The organism is Mycobacterium sp. ABE4_509 (assembly GCF_056160785.1).
In genome coordinates this window covers 1-12,609 of sequence record NZ_JBSWXU010000068.1, presented here as the reverse complement: position 1 = coordinate 12,609, position 12,609 = coordinate 1, and the positions used below count along the sequence as shown (strand labels likewise).

Here is a 12,609-nt window from a genome sequence, read left to right as displayed (position 1 = left end):
GCGTGCCGCAGCCGCCTCACTCCATCTCGGGGTGATGGTGGCGTTCGAGTTTCGACACGAACACCGCGGCCTGCGTGCGGCGTTCCATGCCCAGCTTGGCCAGCAGCCGCGAGACGTAGTTCTTGACCGTCTTCTCGGCCAGGAACATCCGCGCGGCGATCTGCTTGTTGGTCAACCCCTCGCCGAGTAGGTCGAGCAGCACCCGCTCCTGCTCGGTCAGGCCGGACAACGGATCGCGCTGCTCGCCCTCGCCGCGCAGCTTGGCCATCAGCGCCGCCGCGGCGCGGTTGTCCAGCAGGGAGCGGCCCGCGCCGACCTCCTTGATCGCCTGGGCCAGCTCCATCCCCTTGATGTCTTTGACCACGTAGCCGCTGGCCCCGGCCAGGATCGCGTCCAGCATCGCTTCGTCGGAGGTGAAAGAAGTCAGCATCAGGCAGCGCAGATCGGGCAGCCGGGACAGCAGATCCCGGCACAACTCGATGCCGTTGCCGTCGGGCAGCCGGACGTCGAGGACGGCGACGTCGGGCTGCAGGGCGGGAATCCGGGCCAGGGCCTCGGCCACCGAGCCGGCTTCGCCGACGACATCGAGTTCTGGATCACTGTCGAGCAGATCCATCAGCCCTCGCCGGACAACTTCGTGGTCGTCTACCAGGAATACCTTCACCATCTCGAGACGTCACTACCCTTTGCATGTCGGCACCGGTCACAGTGCGGTGTGCGGTTCGCACACCAGTATCGAACAGTCGGTGTCCCGCAGGGCGGTATTGCCCGGCGCGTTGACCAGCTGAGCGATTCCGCCGGGCCGTTCGCGGCCGGTCACCACCAGCTGAATGGTCTCGGCATGGTCGGCCAGGTAGTCCAGGATGTCGCCACGCATGTTCACCGTCGTGATCTCGAGATCGGGGTAGCTGCGGCGCCACTCGGCGAGCCGTCGATCCCACGCGGCCTGCAGGTCACCGCCCATGCGGGTGGGCGTCAGCACCCGCACGGGTGCGTGCCGGCGTCGCGCCGCGGCCAGCCCGCGGTGCAGCACCGAGCTTCCCGCGGCGTTGTCGTCGATCTCGATGACGACCGCCCGGTCCCGCAGGTCGTGCGCCCGGTGGGTCCGCACGATCGCGACCGGGCACCGTGCCGCCGCCGCCAGCGCGGCCGCGGTGGAGCCGATGCGTCCGTGTGTCGCATGCTTGATCCCGCGGGCGCCGACACACAGCATCACCGCGCTGCGGGCCGCTTCCAGCAGCGTGGGAACCGCCGGGCCCTGCAGAATCTCGACCTCGATCTTCACCGGGACCTCGGTGGACTCCACCGCGGTCGCCACATAGCGCACGGCCACCTCCGCGGTGGCCAGGTGCCGGGCGAGGTCCTCGGAATCGGCCAGCCCGGCCGACGGTGGCTCGATGACGTAGACCAAGCGCAGCGCAACATCCCGGTCCACGGCTTCGTCGACCGCCCAGAGCGCGGCGTCGACCGCCGAGGCGGACCCGTCGACGGCGACGACGACGCTCGCGGCGCCGCTGTTGTCCATCATCATCGGCCCCTTTCTACGTGCAGCACGTGGTGGATCGGACGACGCGGGGTCGGCGGCGGGGGCGCCGCCAATGCCGGCGCCTGCCCGACCCTGATGAGGGCCTGGGGCAGCACGTCGCCACCGATGAGCGAGGCGATCGTGTCCCGGCCCTCGGGCATCTCGGTGACATGGGTCAGCGTGCAGGTGGCCAGACCGGCGGCGGTGGCGGCGAGCAGCGCCGCCGAAAGGGCTTCACCGCAACGCAACACGGTATCGGGGGAGTCGTCGAGCGTGGACAGCACCAGCAGCGTCGAGCGGTCGTCGCTGATCTCGGCGCGGCGGTCGGTGCGTTCGACGACGGGAAAATTGCGGCCCGTCGCGACCCGGTCACTCTCGACGGCCGAGACCAGAGAGGTTCTCGGGATGCCGTCGTCGGCCACGAAATCAGCAGTCCACCAGACGAGTTCGGCATGGTATTCGGCGTCGTAGCGGCGCAGCGCCTCGGTGAGGTGCGAGGTCTGGGCGACGAACCCGTGAACATCGTCGCCGAGCACGTCCAGGCGCACCGTGCTCGACTCGGCGACCGCGCTCAGCGTGCGCATCAGCGCCTCGGCCCCGGGCGGCGCGGCGAACGGCAGCCGGTCGGTGTGCCGGGCCAGGATGGCGTCGGCACATTGCCGCTGTTCGTCGGTGACCGGCTGCGCCGTGGTGACCTGCACGGTCGCGAGGTGCCGGCCCTCGGCGGGGTCGGGAAAGCGGGTCACGGCGGTGCCCCAGCCGGCGGCGCCCATCGCGACCCGGAAGTGGTGCAGTACGGCGCCGCAGCTGATCAGCGCCTCGCGTCCGGTGCCGTCGGTGCCGCGGACCAGCCGCTCCGGGTCGGCATACAACTCGATGGTGCGCTCGGTCAGCACCCAGCGCCACGGCTGGCTGTTGTGCAGCGACGGAGCCCGGCAGGCCAGCCGCACAGCTTCGATGATCGTCTCGGTATGGACCTGTGTCGCAGTCATCCTGGTCTCCGTTCGATCCACCGCCAGATTGCCTGTCCCCGTGCCTGGACGAACAGGGCCAATAGTCCCCAAGGGCGTGACGAACGGTGGCCCGCGGTGGTAGACCATAGGTCGTGGCGCAGACAGGTCAGCCCGGTCATGACGACGGCGCGCGCCCGGTTCGTGACACCCTGTCACAACTGCGTCTGCACGAACTCCTCGGCGAGGTGCAGGACCGGGTCGAACAGATCATCGCCGGCCGCGACCGCCTCGACGGGCTGGTCGAGGCGATGCTGGTGGTCACCTCGGGGCTGGAACTCGACGACACGCTGCGCACCATCGTGCACACCGCGATCGAACTGGTCGACGCCCGCTACGGGGCGCTGGGCGTGCGGGGCTACGACGACGAACTCGTCGAATTCGTCTACGAGGGGATCGACGAGGCCACCCGCGCCGAGATCGGACACCTCCCCGAAGGACGCGGGGTGCTGGGCGCGCTGTTGGTCAACCCCAAACCGATTCGGCTGGAGAATATTTCGAACCACGCATCCTCGGTGGGCTTCCCGCCCAACCATCCGCCGATGCGCACTTTCCTCGGGGTCCCGGTGCGGATCCGCGACGAGGTGTTCGGAAACCTGTACCTGACCGACAAGAACAGCGGTCAGCCGTTCAGCGAGGACGACGAGGTCCTGGTTCAGGCGCTGGCCGCGGCCGCCGGCATCGCGATCGACAACGCCCGGCTCTACGAACAGTCGCGGGCGCGCCAATCGTGGATCGCGGCGACCCGCGACATCGGAACCCAGCTGCTCTCCGGCGCCGACCCCGCGACCGTGTTCCGCCTGGTGGCCGAGGAGACCCAGAAGCTCAGCGGGGCCGTCACCACCTTCGTGGCCGTGCCGGCCGACCCGGATCAGGCCGCCGACGAGGTCGCCGAACTGGTGGTCATCGCCACCGCGGGGGAGGCAAGCAGCGGTGTCAGCGGCCCGATAGCGGTGGACGGCACCGTGATCGGCCAAGCCTTCGCCGAACGCGCGGCGGGCAGGTTCACCGCGTCCGACATCGGCACCGGGTGTGTCGGCGGCCCGGCGTTGGTGCTTCCGCTGCGCACCGCCGATTCGGTGCCGGGCGTGCTGGTGGCGGTAAGAGCCGTTGGCGCACAACCGTTCCGCATGGAAGAACTGGACATGATGTCGGCGTTCGCCGATCAGGCCGCGCTGGCCTGGCAGTTGGCCAGCGCCGAGCGCCGGATGCGCGAACTGTCCGTGCTCACCGACCGCGACAGGATCGCCCGTGATCTGCACGACCACGTGATCCAGCGCCTGTTCGCGGTGGGGCTGTCCCTGCAGGGAACGATCGCCCGGGCCCGTTCCGACGAGGTGCAGCAGCGGCTTTCGACCACGATCGACGACCTGCAGGACGTCATCGGCGACATCCGTACCACGATCTTCGACCTGCACGGCGGCTCCGCCGGCATCACCCGGCTGCGGCAGCGCCTCGACGACGCGGTGTCCGCTTTCCCGGGGTCGGGGATGCGGGTCTCGACCCAGTACATCGGCCCGTTGTCGGTCATCGACGCCACGCTGGCCGATCACGCCGAAGCCGTGGTGCGGGAGGCGGTCAGCAACGCCGTTCGGCACGCCGAGGCGACAACGCTGACCGTGACCGTCACCGTCGACGACGAGCTGGCCATCGAAGTCGCCGACAACGGACGCGGAATCGGCCCCGACATCACCGGCAGCGGGCTGACCAACCTGCGTCGCCGAGCCGAGGACGTCGGCGGATCGTTCGCGGTGCAGCCGTCGCCGGACGGTGGAACACAGCTGGTGTGGCGCGTCCCGCTGCCCGAATAACCGGCTGCCGGGCCGGCGCCCCGGCCCGCTGGTTCAGGCCTGGGCCGATCGGGCGTCGTCGACCAGGTCGGTGGCGACCCGGATCAGCGGGACGTTGGAGTCCTGTGACAGCTTGCGCAGCACTTCGAACGCCTGGACCGCGTCGACGCGATATCGCTCCATGATCATGCCCTTGGCCTGGCCGATGATGTCGCGGCTGGACAGCGCCCGCTGGAACTGCGCGTCGCGGCGTGCCGAATTCCAGGCCACCGACGAATGCGCCGCGAAAATCAGCCCCAACGTGCGCGAATCCGCATCGAAGGAGTGCGGCTGCTCGGAGTAGACGTTGAGCGCGCCCAGGGTCTCATCGGCGATGAACAGTTGAAAAGCCATGATCGACCGGATGGGCGTCTCGGCCAGCGCGTCCCGCCGATAATCGGGGAACCGATCCTCGGTTTCCATGTCGGGGACGTGCACGGTCCGTTCGTCCCACGCCGCGGTCAGACACGGACCCTGGAGATGGCGTTGCTGGATCTTGTCCAGCAGAACCGGCCAATAGTGCGTCGCCGCCGGGGTGTCGATCTGTTTGGCGCTACGGGTCAGGGTGATCCCGGCGTACTGGGCTCCCGGGATCTCCGCGGCGGCGTGCTCGGCCAGTTCGGCGACCACAGTGTCCGAATCGGTGTCTGGCCGGTTGTGCAAACCCTGCACCAACTCGGCCACCCGCAGGTGCACCGCCTCCACGCCGGTTAGATCGTTCACCGTCACCGTCCGCTGCATCGATCGTCAACAAGGAGTCCCAGATTACCGCCGCCGGCGCAAACTCACCCGGGCTTGCGGCATGTCGAGCAGGTGACGGGCAGGCCGGGGCCCGCCCGGGGATCACAGCGCACGCAGATAGCGGTCGGTGATCAGCCGCTGCGCCAGCGACGTGACCGGCGACCCCAGCCTGCTCCACCAGGTGGCGTGCCGGGAGAAGGCGACGACTTCGGCGAACACCTCGTCGGTGGCGGGTTCATGGCGAACCAGGAACAACTCCTCGCCCGATTCGGGGTGCCCGGGCAGGGTGCCGTAGGCGAAGCCGCGGCGGTCCCGCTCCTCGATCAGATAGACCACCCGGCACGGCGCCTGCACCGGGCCCAGGTGCACCAGCACGTCGGATCCCACCAGAGCGGCCTGCGAGGTGGCGTCCACCCGCAGCCCGGCCCCACGCAGCATGCCCCACCGCATACCCTGGGCCGAAGCCTGTTCGAAGCGTTCCCGCCCGTACCCGATCACAGAGGATTTGCGCAGATGGTGGTAGCCGTCGGGAAGCGGCCCGGACGTCGCGCCCACCGCCGCGTAGGTAAGGGCCTTGCCGGCCAGGTCGGACAGCCTCACCGGTTCAGCTTCGCACCCCAAGGCCGGCAACGGCTCCATGACCGCACCGCCGACGAATGCGACGCGCGGGCCGAGCCGGACAGGCCCGCGCCCCGGACACCGAATACGGTGAGCAGGTGAGCATCCAGGCACCCGGCGAACCACATCCGGGCGGCGGTTTCAATCCTCCCGAGCCCACCAACCGTGGCGGCCCGGACTACGGGCGCTTCATCGAGGCCGTCCGCGCCCTGCAGGACCACGCCCGCGCCGCCGACGCGCCCGATGAGGTCGTCACCGAAGCCGCCGACCTGATCGAGCGGGCCGCACGACTGCTCGAACCGCACGACACCGACGAATGGTGTTCCCCGTCAGGGCGCCGGATGGATCTACCCAACCGCGGCAACATCCTGTCGGTTCCGCTGGACCTGGACGTGACTGACGGCGGGCGCATCGCCGGGCTCGCCCACTTCCGCCGCTACCACCTCGGCCGCAACGGTGCGGCGCACGGCGGTGCGGTGGCGCACATGTTCGATTCGCTGCTTGGCTTCACCGCGTTCAAACTCAGCCGCAGCCGCGCGCTGCGCACCGCGTTCCTGCACGTCGACTACCGCAAAGTGGTGCCGGTGGGGCGGCAGGTCGCCGTCGAGGCCGGCATCGACGAGATCGTCGGCCGCAAGGTCACCGTGTCGGGCCGGATCCTGGACGGCCCGGATGTGCTGGCCGAAGCCCACGCACTGTTCGTGACCCTCAAACCGGGGCAGCCGTGAGCGACGGGCAACGCGCCGGTTTCACCCGCCGGTGGGCGCGCTGGCGCGACGGGCTGCGCGGCCGGCCCGCCGTCGATGCCGGCTATCGCATCGTGGTCGGGGTGGTCGGGCTGGTGGTGCTGGCGGTGGGAATCGTCGCCATCCCGTATCCGGGGCCGGGGTGGGCGATCGTGTTCGTCGGCCTGGCGATCCTGGCCACCGAATTCGCCTGGGCGCAGCGCCTGCTGGTCTACACCCGCAAGCGCTACGACGCGGTGATGGCATGGTTCAAGCAGCAGGGGCTGTGGGTGCAGGTGCTCGGTGTGCTGTTCACGGCGGCGGTCGTGCTCGGCACGTTGTGGCTGCTCGGTGTGCTGGCCTTCGCCGGCGGGGTGATCGGCTATGAGCCCACGTGGCTGGATAGTCCTATTGGTATCGGGTCCTGACACCCGACCCCGATAGCATGGTCGCGGTCGAAACCCGACCGCCGCCGATGGCACCCCCCGAGAGTTTGGAGACCCCGCAATGAGCGCCCCCGTCAGCCCCGTCCTGGCAGCCCCGATCCGGGTGGCCGCCGGGACCACCGCGGGGCAGGCGGTGCGAGAGGCCGGCCTGCCGGGCCGGGGGACTCCAGACGCCGTCGTCGTGGTGCGCGACGCCGAGGGCGGGCTGCGCGACCTGTCCTGGGCACCCGAGGTCGATGTCGAGGTCACCCCGGTGGCCGCCGACACCGAGGACGGCCGCAGCGTCATCCGCCACTCCGCGGCCCATGTGCTCGCCCAGGCGGTGCAGGCGATGTTCCCGGACGCCAAGCTGGGCATCGGACCGCCGATCACCGACGGCTTCTACTACGACTTCGACGTCGCCGAACCGTTCACCCCCGAGGATCTCGAGGCCCTCGAGAAGCGGATGCGCCAGATCATCAAGGAAGGGCAGCTGTTCTCGCGGCGCGTCTTCGAGTCCAAGGACCAGGCGCGCGAGGAGCTGGCCGGCGAGCCCTACAAACTCGAGCTCGTCGACGACAAGTCCGGCGATCCGGATGTCATGGAGGTCGGCGGCGACGAACTGACCGCCTACGACAACCTCAACCCGCGCACCCGCGAACGCCAGTGGGGTGACCTCTGCCGCGGCCCGCACATCCCGACCACGCGCTACATCCCGGCGTTCAAGCTGACCCGCAGTTCGGCGGCGTACTGGCGCGGCGATCAGAACAACGCCAGCCTGCAGCGCATCTACGGCACCGCCTGGGAGAGCCAGGAGGCGCTCGACCGGTACCTCGAGCTGATCGAGGAGGCCCAGCGCCGCGATCACCGCAAGCTCGGCGCCGAGCTCGACCTGTTCAGCTTCCCCGACGAGCTGGGATCGGGTCTGCCGGTGTTCCACCCCAAGGGCGGGGTCGTGCGCCGGGAACTCGAGGACTACTCACGGCAGAAGCACATCGAGGCGGGCTACGAGTTCGTCAACACCCCGCACCTGACCAAGGAACATCTGTTCATCCAGTCCGGCCATCTGGAGTGGTACGCCGAGGGCATGTACCCGCCCATGCACATCGATGCGGAGTACGACGACGACGGAGCGGTGCGCAAGCCCGGCCAGGACTACTACCTCAAGCCGATGAACTGCCCCATGCACCACCTGATCTACCGGTCCCGGGGGCGGTCCTACCGCGAGCTTCCGTTGCGGCTCTTCGAGTTCGGCACCGTGTACCGCTACGAGAAGTCCGGCGTGGTGCACGGCCTGACCCGGGCGCGGGGTTTCACCCAGGACGACGCGCACATCTACACCACCCGTGAGCAGATGCGCGACGAACTGGCCTCGCTGCTGCAGTTCGTGCTCGATCTGCTCGCCGACTACGGTCTGACCGATTTCTTCCTCGAGCTATCCACCAAGGACCCGGACAAGTTCGTCGGCTCCGACGAGGTCTGGGAGGAGGCCACCGCGACGCTGCGCGAGGTCGGTGAGGCCTCCGGACTGGAGCTCGTGCCCGATCCCGGCGGGGCGGCGTTCTACGGGCCCAAGATCTCGGTCCAGGTGCGCGACGCGCTGGGCCGCAGCTGGCAGATGTCGACCATCCAGCTCGACTTCACCATGCCGGACCGGTTCGAGCTCGAGTACACCGCGCCCGACGGCAGCCGCAAACGCCCGGTGCTGATCCACCGGGCGCTGTTCGGGTCGATCGAGCGGTTCTTCGGTGTGCTGCTCGAGCACTACGCCGGCGCGTTCCCGGCCTGGCTGGCGCCGGTGCAGGTGGTCGGCATCCCGGTGGCCGAGGGCCACGTCCCCTATCTGAACGGTCTGATCACCAGGCTGAAGACCCGCGGCATCCGCGCCGAGGTGGACACCAGCGACGACCGGATGGCCAAGAAGATCGTCAACCACACCAACCAGAAGGTGCCGTTCATGGTGCTGGCCGGGGACCGTGACGTCGAGGCGTCAGCGGTGTCCTTCCGGTTCGGGGACCGCACGCAGATCAACGGTGTGCCGGTCGACGCGGCCGTCGACGCGATCGTGGACTGGGTGCGGCGGCGCGAGAACGCCGCTCCGACCGCCGAACTCGTCGGTGTCGACGTCCAGGCAGACAAGGGGTGACGTGGATCCGGAGGACAGGATCGTAGACCGCGGCGTCGGCGAACCGGACCACCTGCAGCGGCTCTGGACGCCACACCGGATGACCTACATCGCCGACGCCGTGAAGGCGGGTTCGGCGGCCTCGTCGGAACCGTTCACCGACATCCCGAACATGTCCGACGAGGACGGCCTGGTGGTGGCGCGCGGGGAGCTGGTGTACGCGGTGCTCAACCTCTATCCGTACAACCCCGGGCACCTGATGGTGGTGCCCTACCGGCGGGTCGCCGAGCTGGAGAACCTCACCGACGCCGAGAGCTGCGAGCTGATGGCCTTCACCCAGAAGGCCATCCGGGTGATGAAGGCGGTGTCCCGGCCCCACGGGTTCAACGTGGGCCTGAACCTGGGCACCTCGGCCGGCGGGTCGCTGTCCGAGCACCTGCACATGCACGTCGTCCCACGCTGGGGCGGGGACGCCAATTTCATCACCGTCATCGGGGACTCGAAGGTGATTCCGCAGCTGCTGCGGGACACCCGCACGCTGTTGGCCACCGAGTGGGACAAACAGCCGTGAGCGATTTCTACCTGATGACCCGGGCCGCGTACACGAAGTTGTCGCGGCCGGTCGCCAAGGGGGCGCTGTGGCTGGGGCTCACCCCCGACAGCGTGACCATCCTCGGAACCGCGGGCACGGTGCTGGGCGCGCTGACGCTGTTCCCGATCGGCCAGCTGTGGTGGGGTGCGTTCGTCGTCTTCGTCTTCGTGCTCGCCGACATGCTCGACGGCGCGATGGCCCGGGAGCGCGGCGGCGGCACCCGCTTCGGCGCGGTGCTCGACGCGACCTGCGACCGGATCAGCGACGGCGCCGTGTTCTGCGGCCTTTTGTGGTGGGCCGCGTTCGGGGTACAGAGCGCCGAGCTCGTCGTCGCAACCATGATCTGCCTGGTGTCTTCGCAGGTCATCTCGTATATCAAGGCGCGCGCGGAGGCCAGCGGGCTCTCCGCCGACGGCGGTCTGATCGAACGTCCCGAACGCCTGGTGATCGTGCTGCTCGGTGCGGGTCTGTCGGGTCTGCCCGTCTTCCCGTGGTGGCTGCTCGACGTGGCGATGTGGGTGCTGGCGGTGACCAGCGTGATCACCGTGGGCCAGCGGTTGCACCGGGTGCGGACCTCGCCGACGGCGGTGGACCGGCTGCCCGCAGACGGCGCCGGGAAACCCGAGACCACCGACCAATGACGCAGCCAGCGGGGGGCTCCGGCGACGGGCGCGGCGGTCTGCTGTCCGTGCCGGCGCTGGTACGCGCCCAGCTCGGCGACTGGGGATACGCGGCCGGTTGGCGGTTGGTGCGCGCCGCTCCGGAGGTGGTGGCCCGCACCGCGTTCGGGGCCGGCGCGCAGTATGCGGCCCGCCACGGCGGGCCCGAGCAGCTGCGCAGGAACCTCGCCCGGGTGATCGGCACTTCCGCCGCCGAGGTGCCCGACGACCTGATGCGTGCTTCGCTGGCCTCCTATGCACGGTATTGGCGGGAGGCGTTCCGGTTGCCGTCGATGGATCACGCCGAGATCGGCGAACGGCTCAACGTCACCGGAGTCGAGATGCTCTGGGCTGCGCTCGAGCAGGGCCGGGGTGCGGTGCTGGCGCTGCCGCACAGCGGCAACTGGGACATGGCCGGGGTGTGGCTGGTGCAGAACCACGGTTCGCTGACCACCGTGGCGGAGCGGCTCAAGCCCGAATCGCTGTACAACCGGTTCCTGGCCTACCGCGAGCGCCTGGGATTCGAGGTGGTTCCGCTGTCCGGCGGGCCGCGGCCGCCCTTCGAGGTGCTGCGCGACCGGCTGCTCGACAACGGCGTGGTCTGCCTGATGGCCGACCGGGACATGACCCGCACCGGCGTGCAGGTGGACTTCTTCGGCGAGCCGTCCCGGCTGCCGGGCGGTCCGGCCCGGCTGGCGCTGGCCACCGGCGCGGCACTGTTCCCGGTGCACTGCTGGTTCGACGGGGACGGCTGGGGCATGCAGGTCTACCCGGAACTGGACGTCTCCTCGGGCGACGTCACCGTCATCACCCAGGCCCTTGCCGACCGGTTCGCGGCCAACATTGCCGCCCATCCGGCCGACTGGCACATGATGCAGCCGCAGTGGCTGTCCGACCTGTCCGACGAGCGCCGGGCCCGTCTCGTGGGCGGGCTGGAGCACGGTGATCCGGAGACTGCGTGAGGCCGGCCCCATGAGCGCTTGCACGAAGAAGCGGGCATCCTGATGCGGATCGGCATGGTCTGCCCGTACTCGTTCGACGTCCCCGGTGGGGTGCAGTCGCACGTGCTGCAGCTGGCCGCCGTCATGGACGATCTCGGTCACCAGGTCAGCGTGCTCGCGCCCGCGTCACCGGACGCCCGGGTCGTGCTGCCCGACTACGTGGTGTCCGGCGGGCGCGCCGTGCCGATTCCCTACAACGGGTCGGTCGCGCGGCTGCGGTTCGGGCCGGCCACCCACCGCCGGGTCAAGAAATGGCTGAGCCAGGGTGACTTCGACGTGCTGCACCTGCATGAGCCGAACGCGCCGAGTCTGTCGATGCTGGCCCTGAACATCGCCGAGGGGCCCATCGTGGCGACGTTTCACACCTCGACGACGAAATCGCTGACCCTGTCGGTGTTCGAGCCGATCCTGCGCCCGATGCACGAGAAGATCATCGGCCGGATCGCGGTCTCGGACCTGGCCCGGCGCTGGCAGATGGAGGCTCTGGGCAGCGACGCCGTCGAGATCCCGAACGGGGTCGATGTGGCCTCGTTCGCGTCGGCGTCTGCACTGGCCGGATATCCGCGCCGGGGCAGGACGGTGCTGTTTCTGGGCCGCTACGACGAACCGCGCAAGGGGATGAGTGTGCTGCTGGGTGCGCTGCCGGCGCTGGTGGAGCGCTTCGGTGACCTCGAGCTGCTGATCGTGGGCCGTGGTGACGAGCGTGAGCTGCGTGAACAGGCCGGGCCGCTGGCGTCGCACCTACGGTTCCTCGGCCAGGTCGACGACGCGGAGAAGGCGTCGGCGATGCGCAGCGCCGATGTGTACTGCGCGCCGAACACCGGTGGGGAGAGCTTCGGCATCGTGCTCGTCGAGGCGATGGCCGCCGGTGCCGCGGTGGTGGCCAGCGATCTGGATGCGTTCCGCCGTGTCCTCGAGGACGGCCGGTGCGGCCGGCTGGTCGCCGTCGACGACTCGGCGGCCCTGGCCGAGGGCCTGATCGAGGTGCTCGCCGACGACGCCGCCCGCTCGGGCTACATCGAGCGCGCGTCGGCGTCGGTGCAGCGCTACGACTGGTCGGTGGTGGCGGCGCAGATCATGCGGGTCTACGACACGGTCGCCGGCGCCGGGTCGAAGGTGCGGGTGGCAGGCGGGGCGTACCTGTGATCCCGTGGGTGACCGCGGTCGTCGTCGCCGCGGCGGTGATGGTGCTGCTGGCGGTGGCCGGCTGGGCGTATCAGACCGCCAACCGGCTGGACCGGTTGCACGTGCGCTACGACCTGTCGTGGCAGGCGCTGGACGCTGCGCTGGCCCGCCGCGCGGTGGTGGCCCGCGCGGTGGCTGTCGACGCGTACGGCGACGGACCGGACGGGCGTCGGC

General features: G+C 69.7%; 13 protein-coding genes and 1 pseudogene. 9 read left to right on the top strand and 5 right to left on the bottom strand.

Features of this window, described 5'->3' with window-relative positions:
* Positions 1 to 16: 16 nt before the first annotated feature.
* Genes dosR through ACXAID_RS15625 form a run of 3 tightly spaced genes read right to left on the bottom strand, consistent with a single transcriptional unit; the run spans position 17 to position 2,517 of the window.
* Positions 17 to 667 carry a hypoxia response regulator transcription factor DosR/DevR gene (gene dosR, locus ACXAID_RS15635; protein WP_475023125.1) on the bottom strand — a complete coding sequence of 217 codons (651 nt, stop codon included), beginning with the start codon at positions 665 to 667 and terminating at the stop codon, positions 17 to 19.
* A gap of 36 nt (positions 668 to 703) precedes the next feature.
* Positions 704 to 1,531: a universal stress protein gene (locus ACXAID_RS15630; protein WP_475023124.1), complete on the bottom strand. Its 828-nt coding sequence runs from the start codon at positions 1,529 to 1,531 to the stop codon at positions 704 to 706.
* Entirely contained in the window at positions 1,528 to 2,517 is a 990-nt protein-coding gene (locus ACXAID_RS15625) for an Acg family FMN-binding oxidoreductase (RefSeq protein ID WP_475023123.1), read from the bottom strand. Before ACXAID_RS15625 ends, ACXAID_RS15630 begins: the two co-directional genes overlap by 4 nt.
* A gap of 113 nt (positions 2,518 to 2,630) precedes the next feature.
* Here ACXAID_RS15625 and ACXAID_RS15620 point away from each other — a divergent pair, with 113 nt between their 5' ends.
* The gene (locus ACXAID_RS15620; protein WP_475023122.1) at positions 2,631 to 4,346 is read left to right on the top strand and encodes a sensor histidine kinase; all 1,716 of its coding nucleotides are present in this window, start codon (positions 2,631 to 2,633) and stop codon (positions 4,344 to 4,346) included.
* Between the two features lie 33 nt (positions 4,347 to 4,379).
* On the opposite strand, the gene ACXAID_RS15615 is transcribed toward ACXAID_RS15620, so the two are convergent.
* Entirely contained in the window at positions 4,380 to 5,105 is a 726-nt protein-coding gene (locus ACXAID_RS15615) for a GAF and ANTAR domain-containing protein (protein ID WP_475023121.1), read from the bottom strand.
* Positions 5,106 to 5,207: 102 nt separating this feature from the next.
* Entirely contained in the window at positions 5,208 to 5,705 is a 498-nt protein-coding gene (locus tag ACXAID_RS15610; RefSeq protein WP_475023120.1) for a DUF1990 family protein, read from the bottom strand.
* Positions 5,706 to 5,761: 56 nt separating this feature from the next.
* Between ACXAID_RS15610 and ACXAID_RS15605 the strand changes: the two genes are divergently transcribed.
* The 8 genes and pseudogenes from ACXAID_RS15605 to ACXAID_RS15570 form a co-directional block, all read left to right on the top strand.
* On the top strand, positions 5,762 to 6,451 hold the full coding sequence (locus tag ACXAID_RS15605) for a PaaI family thioesterase (RefSeq protein ID WP_475023119.1): 690 nt from the start codon (positions 5,762 to 5,764) through the stop codon (positions 6,449 to 6,451).
* Positions 6,448 to 6,876: a TIGR02611 family protein gene (locus ACXAID_RS15600; RefSeq protein WP_475023118.1), complete on the top strand. Its 429-nt coding sequence runs from the start codon at positions 6,448 to 6,450 to the stop codon at positions 6,874 to 6,876. Before ACXAID_RS15605 ends, ACXAID_RS15600 begins: the two co-directional genes overlap by 4 nt.
* Positions 6,877 to 6,955: 79 nt before the next feature.
* Positions 6,956 to 9,019 (top strand): threonine--tRNA ligase, encoded by a 2,064-nt coding sequence (gene thrS / locus ACXAID_RS15595; protein ID WP_475023117.1) that lies wholly within the window; start codon positions 6,956 to 6,958, stop codon positions 9,017 to 9,019.
* 1 nt (position 9,020) lies between these two features.
* The gene (locus tag ACXAID_RS15590; protein WP_475023116.1) at positions 9,021 to 9,569 is read left to right on the top strand and encodes an ATP adenylyltransferase; all 549 of its coding nucleotides are present in this window, start codon (positions 9,021 to 9,023) and stop codon (positions 9,567 to 9,569) included.
* Positions 9,566 to 10,231 (top strand): phosphatidylinositol phosphate synthase, encoded by a 666-nt coding sequence (pgsA, locus tag ACXAID_RS15585; protein ID WP_475023115.1) that lies wholly within the window; start codon positions 9,566 to 9,568, stop codon positions 10,229 to 10,231. Before ACXAID_RS15590 ends, pgsA begins: the two co-directional genes overlap by 4 nt.
* Positions 10,228 to 11,211 (top strand): phosphatidylinositol mannoside acyltransferase, encoded by a 984-nt coding sequence (locus tag ACXAID_RS15580; protein ID WP_475023114.1) that lies wholly within the window; start codon positions 10,228 to 10,230, stop codon positions 11,209 to 11,211. Before pgsA ends, ACXAID_RS15580 begins: the two co-directional genes overlap by 4 nt.
* A gap of 42 nt (positions 11,212 to 11,253) precedes the next feature.
* Complete coding sequence (locus ACXAID_RS15575) at positions 11,254 to 12,396, top strand: glycosyltransferase family 4 protein (RefSeq protein ID WP_475023137.1); 1,143 nt, start codon at positions 11,254 to 11,256, stop codon at positions 12,394 to 12,396.
* Between the two features lie 38 nt (positions 12,397 to 12,434).
* Positions 12,435 to 12,609 (top strand): annotated as a pseudogene (locus ACXAID_RS15570) (exopolyphosphatase); the annotation flags it as partial.